The organism is Thermogemmatispora tikiterensis, assembly GCF_003268475.1.
Lineage (GTDB): Bacteria > Chloroflexota > Ktedonobacteria > Ktedonobacterales > Ktedonobacteraceae > Thermogemmatispora > Thermogemmatispora tikiterensis.
Genome location: NZ_MCIF01000002.1, coordinates 1,822,816 through 1,841,281, shown reverse-complemented (window position 1 = coordinate 1,841,281; position 18,466 = coordinate 1,822,816). Strand labels below are relative to the sequence as shown.

The 18,466-nt window shown below is 63.3% G+C and carries 16 protein-coding genes; 5 read left to right on the top strand and 11 right to left on the bottom strand.

Annotated elements, in window-relative coordinates; all coding sequences use genetic code 11:
• Positions 1 to 381: 381 nt before the first annotated feature.
• Genes A4R35_RS07405 through A4R35_RS07395 form a run of 3 tightly spaced genes read right to left on the bottom strand, consistent with a single transcriptional unit; the run spans position 382 to position 1,573 of the window.
• Positions 382 to 1,092 carry a hypothetical protein gene (locus A4R35_RS07405; protein WP_112428004.1) on the bottom strand — a complete coding sequence of 237 codons (711 nt, stop codon included), beginning with the start codon at positions 1,090 to 1,092 and terminating at the stop codon, positions 382 to 384.
• A 48-nt stretch (positions 1,093 to 1,140) separates the two neighbouring features.
• Positions 1,141 to 1,320 carry a hypothetical protein gene (locus A4R35_RS07400; protein ID WP_112428002.1) on the bottom strand — a complete coding sequence of 60 codons (180 nt, stop codon included), beginning with the start codon at positions 1,318 to 1,320 and terminating at the stop codon, positions 1,141 to 1,143.
• Positions 1,307 to 1,573 (bottom strand): hypothetical protein, encoded by a 267-nt coding sequence (locus A4R35_RS07395; RefSeq protein WP_112427999.1) that lies wholly within the window; start codon positions 1,571 to 1,573, stop codon positions 1,307 to 1,309. Before A4R35_RS07395 ends, A4R35_RS07400 begins: the two co-directional genes overlap by 14 nt.
• Before the next feature lie 401 nt (positions 1,574 to 1,974).
• Here A4R35_RS07395 and A4R35_RS07390 point away from each other — a divergent pair, with 401 nt between their 5' ends.
• Positions 1,975 to 2,211: a helix-turn-helix domain-containing protein gene (locus A4R35_RS07390; RefSeq protein ID WP_112427997.1), complete on the top strand. Its 237-nt coding sequence runs from the start codon at positions 1,975 to 1,977 to the stop codon at positions 2,209 to 2,211.
• A 220-nt stretch (positions 2,212 to 2,431) separates the two neighbouring features.
• Entirely contained in the window at positions 2,432 to 2,668 is a 237-nt protein-coding gene (locus tag A4R35_RS07385) for a helix-turn-helix domain-containing protein (protein ID WP_112427995.1), read from the top strand.
• Between the two features lie 80 nt (positions 2,669 to 2,748).
• On the opposite strand, the gene A4R35_RS07380 is transcribed toward A4R35_RS07385, so the two are convergent.
• Together A4R35_RS07380 and A4R35_RS07375 are read right to left on the bottom strand one after the other, a co-directional pair.
• Positions 2,749 to 3,717: a uroporphyrinogen decarboxylase family protein gene (locus tag A4R35_RS07380; RefSeq protein ID WP_112427993.1), complete on the bottom strand. Its 969-nt coding sequence runs from the start codon at positions 3,715 to 3,717 to the stop codon at positions 2,749 to 2,751.
• 133 nt (positions 3,718 to 3,850) lie between these two features.
• Positions 3,851 to 4,630, bottom strand: coding sequence for a hypothetical protein (locus tag A4R35_RS07375; protein WP_112427991.1), 780 nt, complete (start codon positions 4,628 to 4,630; stop codon positions 3,851 to 3,853).
• Between the two features lie 937 nt (positions 4,631 to 5,567).
• On the opposite strand from A4R35_RS07375, the gene A4R35_RS07370 reads away from it, so the two are divergent.
• Positions 5,568 to 6,560: a sigma-70 family RNA polymerase sigma factor gene (locus A4R35_RS07370; protein WP_189361469.1), complete on the top strand. Its 993-nt coding sequence runs from the start codon at positions 5,568 to 5,570 to the stop codon at positions 6,558 to 6,560.
• Between the two features lie 202 nt (positions 6,561 to 6,762).
• On the opposite strand, the gene A4R35_RS07365 is transcribed toward A4R35_RS07370, so the two are convergent.
• The 4 genes from A4R35_RS07365 to A4R35_RS07350 form a co-directional block, all read right to left on the bottom strand.
• A complete protein-coding gene (locus A4R35_RS07365; RefSeq protein WP_112427987.1) occupies positions 6,763 to 7,620 on the bottom strand; it encodes an ABC transporter permease subunit in 858 nt (285 codons plus the stop codon).
• A gap of 26 nt (positions 7,621 to 7,646) precedes the next feature.
• Entirely contained in the window at positions 7,647 to 8,600 is a 954-nt protein-coding gene (locus A4R35_RS07360) for an ABC transporter ATP-binding protein (protein ID WP_112427985.1), read from the bottom strand.
• 422 nt (positions 8,601 to 9,022) lie between these two features.
• Entirely contained in the window at positions 9,023 to 10,267 is a 1,245-nt protein-coding gene (locus A4R35_RS07355) for a hypothetical protein (RefSeq protein ID WP_112427983.1), read from the bottom strand.
• Positions 10,268 to 10,404: 137 nt separating this feature from the next.
• Complete coding sequence (locus A4R35_RS07350; RefSeq protein WP_189361467.1) at positions 10,405 to 11,064, bottom strand: RNA polymerase sigma factor; 660 nt, start codon at positions 11,062 to 11,064, stop codon at positions 10,405 to 10,407.
• A 514-nt stretch (positions 11,065 to 11,578) separates the two neighbouring features.
• Between A4R35_RS07350 and A4R35_RS07345 the strand changes: the two genes are divergently transcribed.
• Both A4R35_RS07345 and A4R35_RS07340 read left to right on the top strand, forming a co-directional pair.
• Entirely contained in the window at positions 11,579 to 13,105 is a 1,527-nt protein-coding gene (locus A4R35_RS07345) for a phage terminase large subunit family protein (RefSeq protein ID WP_112427980.1), read from the top strand.
• A 367-nt stretch (positions 13,106 to 13,472) separates the two neighbouring features.
• Positions 13,473 to 15,143 (top strand): HEAT repeat domain-containing protein, encoded by a 1,671-nt coding sequence (locus tag A4R35_RS07340; RefSeq protein WP_112427979.1) that lies wholly within the window; start codon positions 13,473 to 13,475, stop codon positions 15,141 to 15,143.
• A gap of 167 nt (positions 15,144 to 15,310) precedes the next feature.
• On the opposite strand, the gene A4R35_RS07335 is transcribed toward A4R35_RS07340, so the two are convergent.
• Positions 15,311 to 16,120: a carbon-nitrogen hydrolase family protein gene (locus A4R35_RS07335; protein ID WP_112427978.1), complete on the bottom strand. Its 810-nt coding sequence runs from the start codon at positions 16,118 to 16,120 to the stop codon at positions 15,311 to 15,313.
• 198 nt (positions 16,121 to 16,318) lie between these two features.
• Positions 16,319 to 17,629, bottom strand: coding sequence for a DUF1015 domain-containing protein (locus A4R35_RS07330; RefSeq protein WP_112427977.1), 1,311 nt, complete (start codon positions 17,627 to 17,629; stop codon positions 16,319 to 16,321).
• Between the last annotated feature and the right edge of the window lie 837 nt (positions 17,630 to 18,466).

Sequence of the window (18,466 nt, the reverse complement as noted above, 5' to 3'; positions counted from 1 at the left end):
AAAGTACAACACGTACAGCAGAATCGATTTGGGTCCAGCGTTGCAGAGGGGACGATCCGCACGAGGATACTGAAACAAGAGGATACGGAAACAAAACACTGAAAAATAAAGCAAAAAGAGGCACAATATAAAAAGAATAGCGTATTGCCCCGGGCATCGCCCCCCGACTAGCCCGGCGACAATACACTACATTCCTACAAAACGGCCCTTTCCTCCACTTTGGCGGATACCCACCTACCTCACTCTCTCACTCACACCATCATCCTCCCAAAAAAAGGGGAGCCGGCCCGTGCCCGGCTTGCCGCCAGCTACACGCACCGACTCCCCCGAGAAGCAAGGCAACAACGGAAACTCGGACAGAGGAAGCGCAGTTACACTAGATTAGGGAGATGGAATCTTGCTCAAACGCTGGCTCCTGGCCCAACGCACCAGTTGCCCTTGCTCCCTCATCCGCCCGCCTCTGCCGCCACCACCCCCCGCCGTCGCGCTCTCGCCGCCTGTACCGATGCCGCTATCGGCGCCTCTCTCTCCGACTCTCCCGACTCCACAGGCTCCGCCAGCCGCATCCTCACCGTCCTCATTCCCCGCCGTACCCTCTCCTTGCCGCTCCTGGCCCGGCTCCATACGTGTCCCTCTATCAATCCATGCCCCAGCCGCCGCCCGGTCGCCGCCGCGGCTCGCGCCGTTGCCAGTCCCTCCACTTGCGCCATCCTCAGCCGCGCGCTCCTGCGTCGGGAAGGGGACCGCGTTCCCGTAGACAAAGAGGCGAAAATCACTTTCCGTCAGAACACGCCAGGCCCGTTGCTGCAGCTCCTCACGCTCGATAAACCCCCCAACCTCCTTGATCTCCCCCAGTTCCGCGCAGGCCACTAGCTGGCTCAAAACCCCCAAGACACGCCGCGCCTCCTCACGGCTGACCGCTCCCCCGATCTCCATCAGGTAGACCGCGCGCAGCGGCACCCCCGCCCGCCGCGCCAGCTCGGACGCCGTCAGACCGCCACACCGACGCCGCAACTGGGCCACTGTCCAGAAGGCTCGCCGCTCAGTCGAGGCCGTCGCCTGGCTCGTCGCTCTCACTGCCACCGCCGTCATGACACAGATACCTCCTCACACAGCGATCGTGAATCTCTAGTACCGCCGTCATCGCTGCTCTGGCCCTATGTATAAACTTAGCTCGTGCCCCAGCTCGCCAATGCGCTGCATGCGCGCGTTGATAAAGTCATGACGCGCATAACAGGCTAACCCGCTCAATCCACGTAAGGCCGCCTCGTAAGCCGTCTCGATCTGCTTCAGCAAGCGCGCGACTTCACTTTCGGCCATGTCTTGCCGTCCTCTCTTTTCTCTTCGCCAGGATCTGCTGCTTCTGACGCTGGTAGACCTCAGCCATCTCCTCTTGCGCTTCCTCTAACCCGATGTATTCGCTGAGCGCCTCCTCTAACTCGGCCAGCCTCCCCATACGCGCGTTGATGAAGTCGTGCCGCGCCCAGCAGGCCAGCCCCGTCAACCCCCACAAGGCCGCCGCATACTCCTCCTCAATCTGCCTCCGCAGACGCGCTACTTCACTCTCGGCCATCTCTCCTCCTTGTTTGTTCGCTTACTCACTCCGATCCTGTACGTCCGCTCATCCACCCCGCGGCTCACAGTCTTAAGCTTACCATAGAAACTACGGACTCGTCAATATTCTATCTAGATTATAAACATCTCTCTGTAATCAGATTAGAATGAACATCTTATTATAAAGGCAAGACTATAGTGAGTACTATCACCTAGCTCTGACTCCCTCCTAATCACCCCCTACACCCTGCAGTTGAAAGCTTGCCATAGGGGTGTGGCTAGTCACTAAACTATAAAGACTTTTTAAAGAGTAGAATATATATCTTAGTTTAAAGAGCTAAGTTTATACTGCATACTATAAAGGATATACCTCGCTTTCGAATCTCTTGTTATAGTAGAGAAAAAAGTGGGGTTACCCTGATGCTTCGCCTCCGTGTGAGGGAAGTTGCAGAGGTGAAAGGTATTTCAAGAACCAAGCTTTCTCAGAGATCTGAAATTAGCTACAACGTTATCAAGGAGATCTTTCGCGATCCTTATCGTGTTGTCACTACAGACACCTTGCAACGGCTGGCCCGGGCGCTGCGCGTGCCAGTGACCGACCTGATCGAGGAAGTCTCTGAAGAGCAGTGGAAACGCGAAACGGGGCAGATCGACTAGCGTCCCTCGTGAGGCGTGGAAATATTCCTATAGCCATAGAGGTAAGATGAGGGAAGGAAAGAAGCGAAGAGGGAGGAGTGTAGCGCTCAACGGCCAGAGTGACTGGATCAGGTTAGAAGCATCCAGGTACCTCCAGTAGTCGATGAAGCGGTTTAGCTCTTGTGGGCACACTGGTGCTGGAGAAGGGCAGAAAATCTGACTAGCAGGGGGATAAAGCGACATGTTACGCCTGCGCGTGAGGGAGGTTGCGGAGCAGAAAGGCGTTTCGATGAACAAGCTATCGCAGCGCTCCGAGATCAGCTACAACATTATTAGGGCTATCTTTCATAATCCCTATCATGTCATCAGAACCGACACCCTTGACCGCCTGGCCAAGGTCCTGGAGGTCCCGGTGACCGAGCTGATCGAAGATGTCTCTGAAGAGCAACGCAAGCGCGAGCTGGGGCAGAGCGTCTGACCCCCTCGCGCCGGCCTGCCCGATCCCTGGCGGCAGCGATCTCAAGAGCCGCGCTCAGCCCCGCCTCTGGGCAATCCTCACTACGAGCGCGCCAGCCCCGACGTCTCCAACAGGCGACGCGCCAGATGCAGCCACTCCTCCGGCGTATCGTCCGGCACCGAGCAGCCATTAGCCAGAATCAAGCGCCGCGCATTCGTCTGAGAGATCGCCGACAACATCTCATTCTTCAGCTCCTCCTCGCTGCCGCGCGTCAGCGGTCCCCGCTCGTGCAGCCCGCCCATCAGCGCCTTGCTCGTCAACTGCAGTGCCTCGCTCAAACTCGGCCCTGTCAGCCGATCGCTCCAGCTAATCACCTGCACCGGATAATCCGTAAAGCTCTCGAAATAGACCTCATCCTCGGACTGATCAGGATCGGCATGCACATGCACTATGTTCAGCCAGCCGGCCTGCGCCCCCTCTAGCGCTGCCAGATCGTAGGGCCGGCCCAGCGTGCGGTACTCCTCGCGCGTAAAATCCGCCGTCGTCGCCCCCATACACGAAAAGAAAATCCCGCTGGCCCCCGCCTTGATCGCCTCGCTCATCAACAGGCGCAGATTGGCGGCGATCGTCTCCATTGCCCGGCGCGCCGCCTCTGGATTCGCCCGGATCGCCTCCACCCCCTGGCGCTTCCCGATCGCCCGCAGCACATACGTCAACGGACTGAAGAGCGTCACAATCAGCGGATACTCTGGCCCCACCCGCTGGCGGATCGCCCGAATACAGACCAGTTGCTCGCGGAAACTGGGCGTCGTCAGATCCAGGTGCGGATGCCCGGCCAGCTCCTCCAGGCGCGCCGAGCCATCGGTCGGCAGCGGATAGGGCAGATCCGGCATCACCTTGATGATATCGAGAGCGAATTTCTCTACAAAGAACTCCAGCGTCAACTGAGCTAGGCGCTCGCCCGACCCCTCGGGTCGGAAATGATGCCAGAACACAAACGGCACACGGTCCACCGCCTCCCCGGCCAGGGCCGCGCGCACCCGCTCATAGGGCGTCATCGTCTGAGCCATCGTCACACATCCTCTCTCAAACAAGCAAGCCAACAAGAGATCAATCGCCGTCGTGCCCGCTGCCTCCTGCCGTGGCCAGCCGGCCAGCGTAAGGCAGAGCAGGGCAAGCGATCACTGGATTATATCACGTCGCTCAGACCAGGCGCTGAGCCGGGCAATCCCCGGTGACCGGGCCTCTCACCAGTTGGCAGCCGGAGCCAGCCGAGGGCGAAGGCGTCACGCTGGGCTGTGCAGCCGGCCCCAGCAGCAGCGCCAGCGTTGCCGCCTGGCCCGTCTGCAGATCGCGCGCCAGCAGCGTATGATGGCCTGGGGGCCATTGTGGCAGCAAGCGCAGGCTCACCGTAAAGCGACCGGCCCCATCGGCCTCCACCAGCACGGGCCAGCCGCGCTCATCGACAAAAGCCAGACGCCCATCGAGCCAGAAGCGCACCGGCGCAAAGGCACTAAAACCGCTGCCGGCCAGGCGCAGCCTCATGCCCACAGTGAGCGGCCCTGTATCCAGGCGCACCAGGCGCAGGCCCGGCGTCGGTCTCAGCGACGCCTCACCGCTGGCTGTCACCGTCGCCATCCTCCCCTGCCAGGCCAGCGACAGCGGCGCACTCGACCGCAGCAGCACGGCCCAGGCCAGCACCGTCGTCAGCGCCAGCAGCACGAGCGTTCCCCCAAGCCACAGCAGCAGCTCGCCCGTCGCCCCTCGTCGAGTCATCCCCGGCAGCGAAGGAGGAGTCAGCCCGCGCCCCGTCTGCTCCGCCGACATTGGCCCTGAGCGCCGCGCCGTCATCAAGCGCCGCAGCGGCAGCGTCGTCACCGTCGCCAGCGCCGCCCGACGGGCCGCCACCCGCGCCGCGCGCCGCCGCGCCAGAGCCGTCCCCTCAGAAATCTCCTCTCCAGCGGCGGCAGATGTCGCGTCCACTCCCCTGCTGCTCCCTGAGAGAGATCCTGTGGCCCCTCCAGGCGGCAAGCCTGGACTGGGGCCGATACCCGCTCCTGGAGAAGCTCCCGTCGTAGACCCCGTACGCAGGATCGGCCCCGGGCGCGGTCCTCTTCCCTGGGCCAGCAGAGGGCGCGTCGGCAGCTCGGCCAGCCTCTGGCGCCGCTCGGTCTCCTGATCCTGGCCGCCCGCCCCCCTGCCAGCGCCTGTGACCAGCGGCGGGCCACCGCTGCCGCTCCCCGCCGGCGGGGGCCGCTGAGGTCGGGAGCGAGAAGCGGCAGCGAGACGGGAACGAGAGCCGGAGCGCAGACGGCCCCCCGCATGACCTGGTGGAGACGAGGCCGCGCGAGTTGCTCCCCGGCTGCGCGAAATTCCCCAGCCAGAAGAGAGCCGCGAGCCACAGAACGGACAGCGCCGGCTGCCAGCAGAGAGCGGGCGCGAGCAGCGCGGGCAGAGAGCGGAACGTCCCGCGCCGGAGCGATGTCTGAAGACATGCATCGTCGAATCATCCACTTTCTCAGCCCCAACCCCACAGCGGGGGGCAGAAGCCATCACCAGCGGCCCCGTCAGGCCCGGTGCTGCCAGACCAGAGCAGCCGGGCCGCCACACACGAACCAGGCAACAACCAACTCTATCGACAAAGAACCGAAGCAAGCACTTTTTTCGAGCAATCCCGGATCGCCAGGCCGGGCCGGGTGGGGAAAAATCCGCACCACCCTGAAAAAATTTACGGCAAGCCGGCATTATTTTGAGCACAAAAGCATGAAAGAATCGTCATATCCGTGCGTACTTGGATATTGGCACATTTCTTGCAATAGAGAAGGATGGGGGGAAAGAGACCGAAAAAATTTCGGGTTTTGCCCCGGCAACCAACACGTGGGAAGTGGTTATGAGAGGTAAAGGAGTCAGGAAACAAACAATGGCAACCAATGCGCGGAGAAGCACAAGGAGCACGCGCCGAGCGAAGCAAGGATGTCACGATGAGGCCGTCCTGGCCTTCTACCAGGACGACGACGAACTCTTTCGAGACGACGACGAGCTAGTCGCGGGGGACGAAGACGAGCTAGAAGAAGAGGAAGAAGACGAGACCCTGGACAACGCCATTCGCAAATATCTGGGAGAGATTGGGCGCTATCCCCTGCTGAGCGCCGAAGAAGAAATGGAGCTGGCGCGGCGAGTTGCCGAAGGAGACATCGAAGCCCAGCAGCGGCTGGTCGAATCCAACCTGCGGCTGGTCGTCAGCATTGCCAAGCGTTACAACACCCAGGGTATTTCTCTGCTTGACCTGGTCCAGGAAGGGAACCTGGGACTCATCCGCGCGGCCCAGAAATTCGACCCCTCGCGGGGCTTTCGCTTCAGTACGTATGCCACCTGGTGGATTCGTCAGGCCATCAGTCGCGCCGTCGCCGAGCACACGCGCACCATCCACATCCCGGTGCACGTCGTCGAAATGATCTACAAAATCAAGCGCATCACGCGCCATCTCTACCAGGAGCTGGGGCGTGATCCCGAAGCTGAAGAGATCGCGCGGGTGGCCCGTCTCAGCAAAGAGCGCGTCGTCGAACTGCAGGGCATGGCCGAGAACCCCATTTCCCTGGACGCCCCCCTGACCGACGACGAACCCTATCACCTGGCCGACACCCTGGAAGACACACGGGCCACGGCCCCGGCGGAGGCCGTCACCCATCGGGCCTTGCGCGACCAGATCGCCAGCGCCCTGGAACTGCTGAACCAGCGCGAGCGGCAAGTCATCGAGATGCGCTACGGCCTGGCCGACGGCTACTGTCACACCCTGGAGGAGCTGAGTGCGCACTTCAAACTGACGCGCGAGCGCATCCGCCAAATTGAAGTCAAGGCATTACGCACCCTACGTCAGCCGATCCAGGCCCATCTCTTGCGCGATCTTGCCTGATAGGACGCAGGCAACAACTTCATGGCGTTCTTCATAGAGCGAGCGGGGACGGAACAGGGGCCGGTGCTCTCTCCACCTGCACAGGACAGCAGCGGGAGCGCCGGGCGCCGTTCCGTCCCTCTTGCCATCCTCTCCTGACTCACCCCAGCGCCTCGACTGGCGCCCTCGCGCCGACCAGTCGATCTACCACTACCAGCCGGCGCTAGAGATCGCGATGGGCAAAGCGCAGCATCCCCAGCAGCGGCAACACCACGATATAGAGCGCCACCCAGAGCCCCATCGCCGGCGTCAGCGCCTCGGCCCCAATGATTGGCAGATTCTGCACCTGGTGAAGACCGATCAAATCCTGGGCCACCGGCGGCAGCAGTGCCGCAGAAGCCGCATGCCAGAGAGCATCGGAGGGCATTAGCAGCTCAAAGAGCGTCTTAATGCGATCCACCGTTGTACTCTCGCCCGTAATCTGCGTCACCACCTGAGCGAAGCTGGCGATCGGCGTCGCCAGAAAGAGCAAGGCTGCGATCGCTCCGTTCGCCAACGTTGGCAGACTGGCGCTGCCCACTGTCAGCAAAGCCAGCAAGCAGAGCATCCCCAGCTCCAGCAGTCCAAGGGCCTGAGCCATCCCGTCGGGCCAATAGCCCGTCTTCCAGTAGATCACCCCCAGGAAACCCAGCTCCAGCACCGCCGTATAGCCGCCCAGTACCAGAGCATAAGCCAGCCACTTCCCAAAGACGATCTCCACGCGATGCAAGGGCTTCGGCACAATCACCGCCAGCGTCCCCGCCTCGATCTCCGCCGAGAGCATGCCCGCCGTCAGCAAGAGCGTCATCAAACTCGACTGCAAATAGACCGACCAGCTCGCCAGCACCGCCATCAGCGCCCCGATTCCCAGCAGCAGCAGATCCATATTCTCAGGCTGGGCCTGCCGGAGATTATCGACCAACGCATTGAGCAAGAGCGTAAAGAGGCCCAGCAGCAGCACCGTCAGCACGACCACCGCCAGAAAGATACGGCGGCGCACAATCTCCTTGAGCGTAAAGCGAGCGATAACCAACCAGCCCATAGCTCAGCAGCACCTCCTCAGCGGACCTATTGCAGACTGCGCGACAGCTCGATCGTCCGCAGAAAAACCTGTTCCAGCGAGCGCCGATGCGGAGCCAGACGATAGAGGCGCGCCCCGCAGGCATGGACCGCCTCCGCCACCTCGGCGGCCTGCTCCTCGCGCTGCAGGCGCAGCAGCACCCGGCCAGGATCATACTGATCGCGCTCCACCGCCAGCGCCAGCTGAGCCAGCCGTTGCAGCAGGGCCTCACTCAGCGGCTCCGCGCGCAGCTCCACCAGCAGCGGCTCATCAAACAGCTCCTCCGGGGCCCCGACCTTCAGAATGCGCCCCAGGTTAATGATAGCCACCCGATCGCAGAGCGCCTCGACATCGGGAAGCTGATGCGAATTAATAAAGATGCTGGTCCCCGCCCGCTTCAGATCGAGCAACAAACTGCGCAGATCGTGCTGACCGACCGGATCGAGGCCCGTCGACAGCTCATCGATAATCAGCAACTCCGGGCGATTCAGCAGAGCCTGAGCCAGGCCAATGCGCTGCAGCATCCCCTTCGAAAAGGTCCCCAGGCGCTGGCGCTCGCGGCCTGCCAGCCCAACCAGGGCCAGCACCTCCTCCATGCGCGCCCGCAGCAATGAGCCGCGCAGCCCATAGAGCGAGCCGTGAAAGCTCAGAAACTCCGCCGCCGTCAGCCAGCGATGGAAGGTTGGCAGCTCCGGCAAATAGCCGATGCGGCGCCGCACCTCACGATCGCCCAGAGGCCGCCCCAGGATACGAACCGTTCCCTCAGTAGGCTGAACCAGGCCCGTCAAAATCTTGACCACCGTACTCTTGCCCGCGCCATTCGGCCCCAAAAAACCGAAAGCCTCGCCGCGATAGGTCACGAAGCTGATATGATCGACTGCCAGCAACCGGTGGTAGAGCTTCGTCAGCCCCTCGACCTCGATCGCCGGCTCCTGCTCCTGCCCCTGTGACTCACCAGACATGAACGCTCCTCGCTCCTCTTCATCAGATTGGATCAGATTCGCTCACGCAGACAGACCACGCCAGGTCGATCAGCCGCCCCGTTCCTGGCGTTGCTGGCTGCATCAACAAGAAGAGCAACCTGGCGCCGCGGTCATTCCGCCCGGCCTGAGAGAGCCAGGCCGGTTCCGTTCGTCCCCGCTGCGCGGCCCCAAAGCCGACGGAGGCCGGCCTGTGTCAATCGGCCAGTCGGACCGAAAGACAGACAGACAGCAACGGATCGGCCCGAAGCCGTCAAGCCTGGGGATCAGTCCAGTTATCCTGACGACCTCTGCCGATCCGTTGCCTCGCCTGATGCGGAACTGGGTGCGCACCGCTGAGAGAAGCGTGTGAGGCGAAGCGCGCTCAATCCTGAGCGAGAGAGCCAGCAGGCCGGTGAGTCTGCCTACTGCAAGCTATTCGCCACGCTCAACAGCTCATTCTGATCGTGACCGCTCTCGCCCAGCAGATAGACGCGTCCCTGGGCCTGCCAGAGCACGGCCTCCCCGACCGGCAGATTCGTCACCTGACTGGACGACTCAAGCTGGTCACTGGTCAGCAAAAGGCCCGATTGGCCCTGGACTGTTACCGTCCGGGAAGACATGCCGGTCAGCACGGGGATCGGCACCGTGCCGCTGCGCAGATCGATCTGGCGCAGCTGCTGCACCAGCGACGGGGGCAGCCCTGGCAGCGAAAGCAAGAAATCGCGCAGATCCTCCAGCGAAGCCTTACCCGTGGCCTCGATCGTCGGCGATGGCGCTTGCAGGATCACCAGCACCTTGCCACTGCTGCTCACATAGTGGGTCTCGACAATGCGCGGGACATGGATGACAAAGGTCGCCCCGTCCAACTGAGAGGGAATGGTCAGGTTCGCGTGGCCGATGCGCGTCAGGTAGGCGCGCGCGCTGGCCGCATGGAACGTAAAGGTTGCCTGGCCGCCCTCCAGCACATCAAAGGCTGGCTGCCGACCGCTGAAGGAGGCCGGCAGATTCGTCGGCAACTTGAGCGTGAAGCCGGCCAGTTGCTCGGCCTGAGCGCGCGTCAGATTGCGCTCCAGTCGCAGCAACGTCGGCGTGGTCTGCAACTCGCCCAGATCGCGCAACAGCGGAAGCTGGGTCGCCTTGATCGTCTGCTGACTGACTGGCACCGGCTGGAAGCGCTGCACGCTAAAGAACGAGAGAAACGTCGCCGCCAGCCCGGTGCTACTGCCGACCACGAACAAGACCACCAACAGCACCGCCGCGGCGATCACCATCCACGAACGGCGCAGCACCTGGCGAACCGGCACGCGGCGTCCTTGCGGCACCTGCACCGGGCGCACCCGCGGGCCAGCCCCGCCCAGGAGCGACTCCGTGCTGGCCAGGCTCGCCTTCTCTGGCACCGGCTGCGAGCGCTTCACGGCCTGCTCAAGCTGGCGGCGCGCCTCCTCGCCCTCGGCGGCAGTCACCGTCAGCCCGTCCTCCGCCGCCAGAGCAGCATTAGTCTCTAGCAGCAGCTCCTCCAGGCCGGCATCGGCCTCTGCCTCCTGCAGCAGCAGCGCCAGCCTCTGCTCATCGCCGCTCTCCAGAGCCTCCAGGTAGCGCCGCAAGAAACGCGCGCGTCGCTCCCCCTCGGGCAGCGAGTGCTCGTGTGCATGCTCTTGTAACTTCATTGATCGATCCCTTCTCTGCTCTGTTCTTAAGTCGCTGTCTGACTGCTTGATAATCGCTCAGCAAATACCTCTCTAGATCGACAAACCCCTTTCTGCTCACTTCCTCCCTGATCCGAGCGCATCTGAAGACCAGGCTGCTAGCCGGGCCTACCCGGGTTGGTGGCAGACTGCTGCTGGAAGGCCCGCCGCAGACGCTGGAGCGCTCGATGGAGCCGTACCCGCGCTGCCCCCGGGCTAATCCCCAGGTGACGCGCCAGCAGCTCACGCTCGCAGCCCTCGACCACTGCCAGACGCAACAGCTCGCGATCCTCCTCGCCGACCAGAGCCAGCAGTGCCGCCATCCCCTGCTCGGCCTCAACCTCCTCTTCTGGCCCGCTGCTCGTCGCCTGCAGTTGATCGAAGACTTCCAGCTCGCTGGGGGACTCTTCCCCGGATAGCGCACTTGCCAGACGGACGGGAGAAAGCTCGCGCTGGCTCCGGCGTGCCCGCTCAGCCCTCTGACGTCGGATCACATTCAGCCCGATCCCCAGCAACCAGGCCAATGGCTGGCGCCCCGGCTCGAAGCGCGCGGCATGGGCCAGCGCCTCAACGGCCACCTCCTGTAAGACCTCCAGCGCGATGGCATGGGCCTCCCTCTCGGGAGCCACCCCCAGGCGCACAACATAGAATTGCAGGTTCTGAAGCAGAGTCTCGCTGTGCTCGATCAAAGCTCGCTCCAGCTCGGCCCTGGCTGTCTCCTCCGCTGAGGAAGCGAACGACCCAGGTGAGAACCTGCTCCGCGCTGGCTCACGCTTCATCTCTTCTGAGTATCCTTCCCTGTTAAAAACCTGCGCAGGAGGAGACCCTGGCTGGACCACCGGGTGCATGCCCCTGCCCACACAATTCTATTCAAACGAACCTGGCCCGATGTTACGCCCCTGGCCGCAGCATTGCCGGCCCTGTTCGCTCACCGCGGGGAGAGGCCCCGGGCAGGCTCTTGTCAGCTCTCGTTTCACCATGCTATACTTCTTATAAGGACCGGTCACGAGCAGCGGACACGAGCCAGCTCGCTGGGCTGGCCGGTCCTTCCAGGCTCCTCCACTCTTGCAGAGCGGGCCAGGCGCTCTGCTTCTGGCCACGCACCGAGAGATCGCCCTTCCCTCAACGCGGCGACAGTCTTCCCCTAGCCAGAGAGAGGCACCACGCAAGGGTACCGCAAGCACAGCGGCAGAAGAGAGCCGACCTGGCCCGCTTGTCTATCTGCTTGCCTGTCTGCTTGCCTGTCGCCCTGGCCAGACCAGCCGACCGACCGACCAAGCATCTCCGCCAGCCATGCCTGATTTATTCCCGTTTCAGTCAGTCCCGTCTCCAGAGAGCGACATCGACCACTTCGCCAGCACTGTCCTGGCGCGTCCGCTCTATCCCTACCAGCGCGAGATCGCCGCTGCCATTCTCGACTCCATCCACAGCGGGCGCGGCGACATCTTCAGCGTCATGCTCGCGCGCCAGATGGGCAAAAACCAGCTCTCCGCCGTCCTCGAAGCCTACCTGTTGGCCACCGTTCCCGAAGGCACCATTGTCAAAGCCGCTCCCACCTTCAAACCTCAGCTCCTCACCAGTCGCCTGCGCCTGCTCACCCTCTTACAGACCTCGCCCCTGGCCGAGCGTCTCTGGCGCAGCGGCGATCACCTGCTTGGCCTGGCGCCCCAGGCTGATCCCCAGCTCGTCCGGCGCCACAGTGGGCCGCGCATCCTCTTTCTCTCCGCCGCCCCCGAGAGCAACGTCGTTGGCGCCACCGCCAGCCTCCTGCTTGAGATCGACGAAGCCCAGGACGTCAGCCCTGACAAATTCGATCGCGACTTTCGCCCGATGGCGGCCACCACCAACGCCACCACCGTCCTCTACGGCACCGCCTGGAGCGACGACACCCTGCTGGCCCGTCAGCGAGCCTTGAACCTGGAGCGCGAGCAGCACGAGGGGCGGCGAACCCACTTTGAATACGACTGGCAGGCCCTGGCGGCCATCAACCCCGCCTACCGGCGCTTCGTCGAAAGCGAGATCCAGCGCCTCGGGGCCAGCCATCCCGCTATCCAGACCCAGTACCTGCTCCAGCCCATCAGCGGTGCCGGCCACCTGCTCACCCCCCTGCAGCGCAGCCTCCTCCAGGGAGACCATCCCTGGCAAGAAGAACCACAAGAAGAGGCGCACTATGTCGCTGCCATCGACATCGGCGGCGAAGAACAACGGCCTGAAGAGCAGCTTGCCCTTCTCAGCCAGTCCACAGCCGTGCCCTCACGGCGTCGCCGCGACAGCACCGTCCTCACCATTGCCGCCCTCAGCCCGAACGAGCTGGGGCTGCCCGGCCTGCGCATCGTCCATCAGCAATGGTGGACAGGCCGTCCCTACCTGGAGCAGTACAGCGCCGTTCTGGCCCTGGCCGAGCGCTGGCGCCTGCGCCGCCTCATCATCGACGCCACCGGCCTTGGCGCCGGCCTGGCCGCCCTCCTGCGCAGCCGTCTCGGCGACGAGCGCCTCCTGTCCTTCACCTTCACCCGTCCCAGCAAATCGCGTCTCACCTACCAGTTCCTGGCCGCTATCAACAGCGGGCGCCTCAAGCTCTACACCCCAGCCAGCGCCCCGGCGGCCATCGCTGGCGAATGCTGGCAGCAACTCCGCCAGGCCCGCTATCGCCTGCTCGGCGAGAGCGGTATCGACATGTACGTCAACCCCAGCGAGGGCCACGACGACTTTCTCATCAGCCTGGCCCTCCTCTGCGAGGCCCTCAACGAACTCGACCAGCCACCAGCCTCGGCCCTGATCCCCCCGCGCCGCCTCTATCGAGACGAGAGCCGTTTTTGAAAGCTGAAAGCGGCTCATCCATCTCTAGTGCTCCTGTCTCTAAGGAGTCTTTTCTCATCCCACCCTCGCACACACTCAACCGTCCTCATCTGCCCCTCTGGGCCTGGCCGGCTATCGACTTGTGCCCCCGCGGCGTGGTACAATCCACACGATAGCAAGGCAGCCCGACCGAGGACCGGCCATCGCAAAGAGGCAACGCGGCGCCGCTGACCGGACCACCCCTAGCCGCAGCCAGCGGTCCCGCCTGCGGGCGGATGCCAGAAGAGCCTCAGCAGACCGAGAGAACCAAGCGAAGAGCGAAGAGGAGAAGCGTCGTCCCATCCCCTCGACCGTAGTGGAGGACAGCGCAGAGAAAAGAGGGAGAGGCATGCCAACAAAGAAGCGAAAAGAATCGCCGAGCATTGACGAAGTCCTCGACGCCATGTGTCACCGCGACAGCGTCGACCCCCTTCAGATGGATGCCTATCTGGAGCGGCTCGACGAAGAATGGACGGCGGGAGCGCGCGACAAAGTACTGGACCTGCTGCGCCGCCGCGACCCGGCGGCCCACTCCACCGCGGTCTATATCCTCTCGCACCTGGCCACCGAAGATGACCGCGAAGTACTCGAAGACTTTGTGACTGATCCCACCGTCAGCGACATCGCCAAGCTCACCCTGGCGCCCGTCCTCAGAGAACTCAACTCCGAGCTGGCCGAGGAAGGGCTGGTCGAATACCTCAATGATCCCGAGGCCGCCATGCTCCAGATGCAGAGCCGTCTCCTGGAGCTGGTTGGCAAGAGCGAGCTAGGGGTCGAAGCCGTTCTGGAAGACGTCCTCAGCATGCCGCTAGAGCGGCGCCTCGGCTTCGTCGACTGGCTTGGACGCAGCCATGACCCGCGCGCCGTCCATCTGCTCCTGCCCCTGCTCGAAAACCAATCAACGCGGGTCGTCATGGCCACCATCGATGCCCTCGAACAGCTTGGCAGTCTGGCAGCGCCCCAGGCCATTCCCGCCCTCAACCACCTGCTTGCCAGCAGCTCGAACCGCCTGCTCAAACAGCACGCCCGCGCCGCTCTTGGGCGCCTCACCATGCAGGCCGCCCCCGGCACCGAAGCCCAGGCCCTGGCCGAAGCCGCTCGTCCCGCCTACCCCCTCTACGAAGCGCGCGTCAGCTTCATCGATGGCAGCGGCTCCCAGATCATCATGCTCGCCTGGAAGCACTCTGAAGAGACCGTCAAGGGGATCAACCTGCTCTGTCAAGACCAGTGGGGCATCAAAGATTGTTATAGCACGGACGAAATGACCATCGAGCGCTGGCAGCGCCTCGTCCGCGAAATGAGCGACCAGGGCTTCACCAACTTCGTCGTCCCGCCGGCCTACTGCCTGGCCCTCATCAGCGAGGCCGCCGCCCTCAACCGCCGTGGGCGCCATAAGCTGCCCATCGCTTACGCTATCTGGCGCCCCCTGCTCTCCGCCGAGATGCAGCAGCACCAGGGCCAGCCCGTGGCCACCGCTCTGGAGCCGCAGCCCTTCTCACCCGAGCTGTTGCCCCTCGTCCAAAAAGGCGGTGAGCTATTTCAAATGCCCGAATTTTCCTCCTGGATGTACGAGCCACTGGAGCGCATCCAGCCATTTATGGCCCGCTACTGGGGCACCATCGAGTTCCCTCGTGTCCCCCCAGCCAATGCGCGCGGACGAGGGCGCAGCCACAAGCAAAACCAGCAGCAGGCCGCCACCGACCAGCGCCAGGCCCTGGAGACCGTCGTTGAGCAGGCCCTGGAGGAGCTGATCGACGACCAATGGCGCCTGCTCTACGAGACCCGTCTGCGCCGTCAGGGCCAACTCTTCGCCTTCGCCGGACGAAGGCAGGAAGTGGCCCTCATCCACGCCGTTGCGGCGGCCCTGCACCCGGCCTCGGGCCTTCCCCTCAAAGAGCAGCCCTTTGTCCGCGCCCTCCTCAGTCTCTCGATCCGCCAGGGACCTTTCCGCATACTGCTGGAGACGCTCGACAAAGACGAACTGCAGCCGCTGCCAGGCGACCTCTTCCCGCCGCGCTAGACGAACCCTGCCTGGCCCAGGCCCGAGCCTGGGCCAGAGGCACGGGCCGCACCCAAAAAAGCCCTGAAGAGAGCGCCTGCTGGCCAGGCCCGCCAGTCAGGCCAGCCCTGCCCTGCTGTCAGCAAGACGAACGCGCAAAGCAAGCCACAGCAGAGCGAGCTAGCTAGCTAGCGATAGAGATCCGGGCGCCGATGTTGCAGCGACGGCACCTTAGCCCGCGCCTGCTCCAGGCGCTGCAGATCCAGCTCACCAAAGACCAGCTGCTCGCCCTCGCCGCCCTCTGCCAGTACCACCCCCAGGGGATCAACGTGCAGCGAGCGGCCCAGGAACTGATGCCCGGCCTGATCGCAGGTAAAGATGTAGGCCGTGTTCTCAATCGCTCGCGCCACCACCAGATGGCGCCAATGGACCTCCTTCAAATGGCCGTTCACCCAACCCGACGGCACCACAAAGAAATCAACCCCGCGCGCCGCCTGATAGCGCGCTACCTCGGGAAAGCGCAACTCGTAGCAGACAAACAGCCCCATGCGCCCGAACGGCGTCGCCAGCGGCTCAAAGAGCTGGTCGCCGCTCACAAAAACGTCCGACTCGCGGTAGCCGTAGGCATCGAACATATGCGTCTTATGATAGGCGCGCAGCAGCCGCCCCTGCTCATCGATCACCACCGTCGTATTATAGGTCTTCTCCTCCGCCTCGCTGGCCGTCTCGATCATCCCCGCCACTACCCAGACCTGGGCAGCGCGCGCCGCCTCGCGCAGGCCCCTCACAAAGGGACCGTCTAGCGACTGCGCTACCTTGCGGGCATGAGGGGCCGTAAACTCCTCATGCGAGAGATAGGCCATGAAGATCTCCGGCAGAATCACCAGGCGCGCCCCTCGCTGGGCCGCCAGCGCGATGGCCGAGCGCGCCCTGGCCAGATTTTCCTCCGCCGAGGGACTTGACTCAAGCTGTGCGGCAGCGATCAGCGTCGTTGTCATGGTTCTCGTCGCTCCTCTCCTGCGCGCATGTGCGCAACCAACCATCGGCCCGGGTCGGCCTCCGATCCGATCCTGGCCATCAGCGATCAGCGGGCCGATCCAGAGCCAGAGCAGTCAAACAGACGTGACAAAGCCGACCGGGCGGCTCCCCAGCCAGTCAGCCAGCTAGCTAGAGCAACACCCAGTCGGTCAGCAAGCCTACCAGAGCGGGTGGATCACCAGGCCGCTGGCCAGCTTCGGATACAGATAAGTCGACTTCTGGGGCATGCGCTCATCGGCCCGGGCCACCTCACAGATCTGGCGCACGGGCGTCGGATTGAGCAGCAGCACCGCCTGAGCCTCGCCCCGTGGCAGCGCGGCCAGGGCCTCCTCCGTCTCATGCGTATAGCGCAAATAGCGTCCCGCCCGCACATCCTCCGCACTCAGTCCAAGCAGCTCCTCCAGCAGCAGCTGATGGGCAATCGCCACATCGAGCGCATTCCAGGCCGGCGCTCGCCCGCTCTCGGCCATCCGTGCCTGCCCGGCCTCCGTCAGCCGCAGCAGCCAGCTCCCTTCCGACGTCAGCAGCGCAAAGGAAGGGGCTGTCTGGCCCGCCTCGGCCAGGCGCACCATCAGCGCCGCGCCCCGACCTGCCTCGCCTTCCAGGCGCTCAACCTGGAAATAGCGCCCCAGGTGCTCCGGCGTCAAGCGCTGCAATTGCTCAGCGGAGAGGCCCGCGAGCAAACGATGTGTGGGCAGCACCAGCAAGCCGGGATCATCCACATCGATCAGCACCATCATCACAAAATTCGCCCCATCTTCCGGGTCCAGACCGTGATGTAGCTCGCGAATCTCCTCGCGATAGCTCAGAGCCGTCTCATAGCGATGGTGCCCGTCGGCAATGAAGAGCTGCCGCTGACTGAAAAAGTCCTGGATCAGCGCCACCTGCTGCGGGTCCGTAATCGGCTGCAGGCGATGCTCGTCGGCCAGCTCATCGCGGGCCTGGACCTCTGCGCGCTCAGCATAGGGCTGGAGCAGGCGACGCAGGCGGGCCTGGGGGTCCTCATACCAGGCCATGATCGGACTGAAATTAGCGGCACAGGCCCGCATCAGCTGCAGCCGGTCATCCTTGGGCTTGCTCAGCGTCAGCTCATGGGGCAACACGACCCGCGCGCTCCACGGCTCCAGCCGCACGCGCGCCACCAGGCCCGTGCGCGTATAACTCTGGCCTCCATAGCTGAAACGCTGTTGATACAGATAATAGCTGGGGACCGTATCCTGACGGAGCACGCCTTCCTTGCGCCACTCGGCGAAGGTCCGCGCCGCGCGCGTATAGCGATTATTCAAGACGGTATCATCGGGAAGTTCGCGCCCCAGCTCCAGACGGATCATATTATAGGGATGGCGCGCATAATAGCGCTCCTGCGCCTCGGGCGAGATCACATCAAAAGGAGGACAGAGTACCTGCCCCACATCGCTCACCACCGTTGGCGCATAGCGTATGCCACGGAAAGGTCGTACATCTGCCATAGTCGAGGCACTTCGCTTTCTCTCCAGATTCAACGCTCCCACAGGAAAACATGCTCAGTGACCCGCATTGCCTCACCTGCCAGACCATCATCCTGGAGGCGGAGGCAGAGGGAGCGGCGTCTTCTCTGCCCATTGTACCATCTCTGTTTGCTCTGGCCCAGCCCAGTCCCTATCTCTGCAGGCCGCACCTCGCAACGCGACTCTCTCGCTCCCGCTGGCGAGTGAACTGAGCCAGAAAACCACCAAAAAGCCGAATCCCCTCTTGACTTTTCGCGCCTTCTATGGTATCCTGAAACTAGAACTTATGTTCAAGTTCTGTGACTGAAGCGACCTCCCCTTTTCCCCGTGCGGGAGGCGGTCCCCCGCCGCCTCCCGACTCGCACTCTCTCACTTCGCTCTCCACGGGCGGTCGGGTTCCTGTTTGCTCCCCCCGACCGCTCGTCTCTTTGTGCACTGACGGAGAGGCTGATCCCCTATCGGGCCGGGTCGGCTGGTAAGTCAGAGGTGTGCAGCTCAGGCCAGATCTCCAGACGTGCCTGGATGAGCCAGTCTGACCGCCCTCGTCTGCCCGTGCCTCGCGGCCTGCCGGGCTTCGCGGCAAGGGCTGGTGATGATTATCCTGCGGGAATAACCCACAAGTCCTACACTAAGAGCAACAGATTGACTCGCCCTGATATACTTTGTAAGCTCATTACGTCGGAGCTGTGAACATACACCCTCAAGGCAGGCACAGCGCTCAGGCTCTATGCGCCGCTATGGGCGGACGCTGAGTTGATTCGCGAGCCGATTCGCGGCCAGATCCGTGGCGCAGCCCAGGCGGGCGAGCAGCGTCTGAGA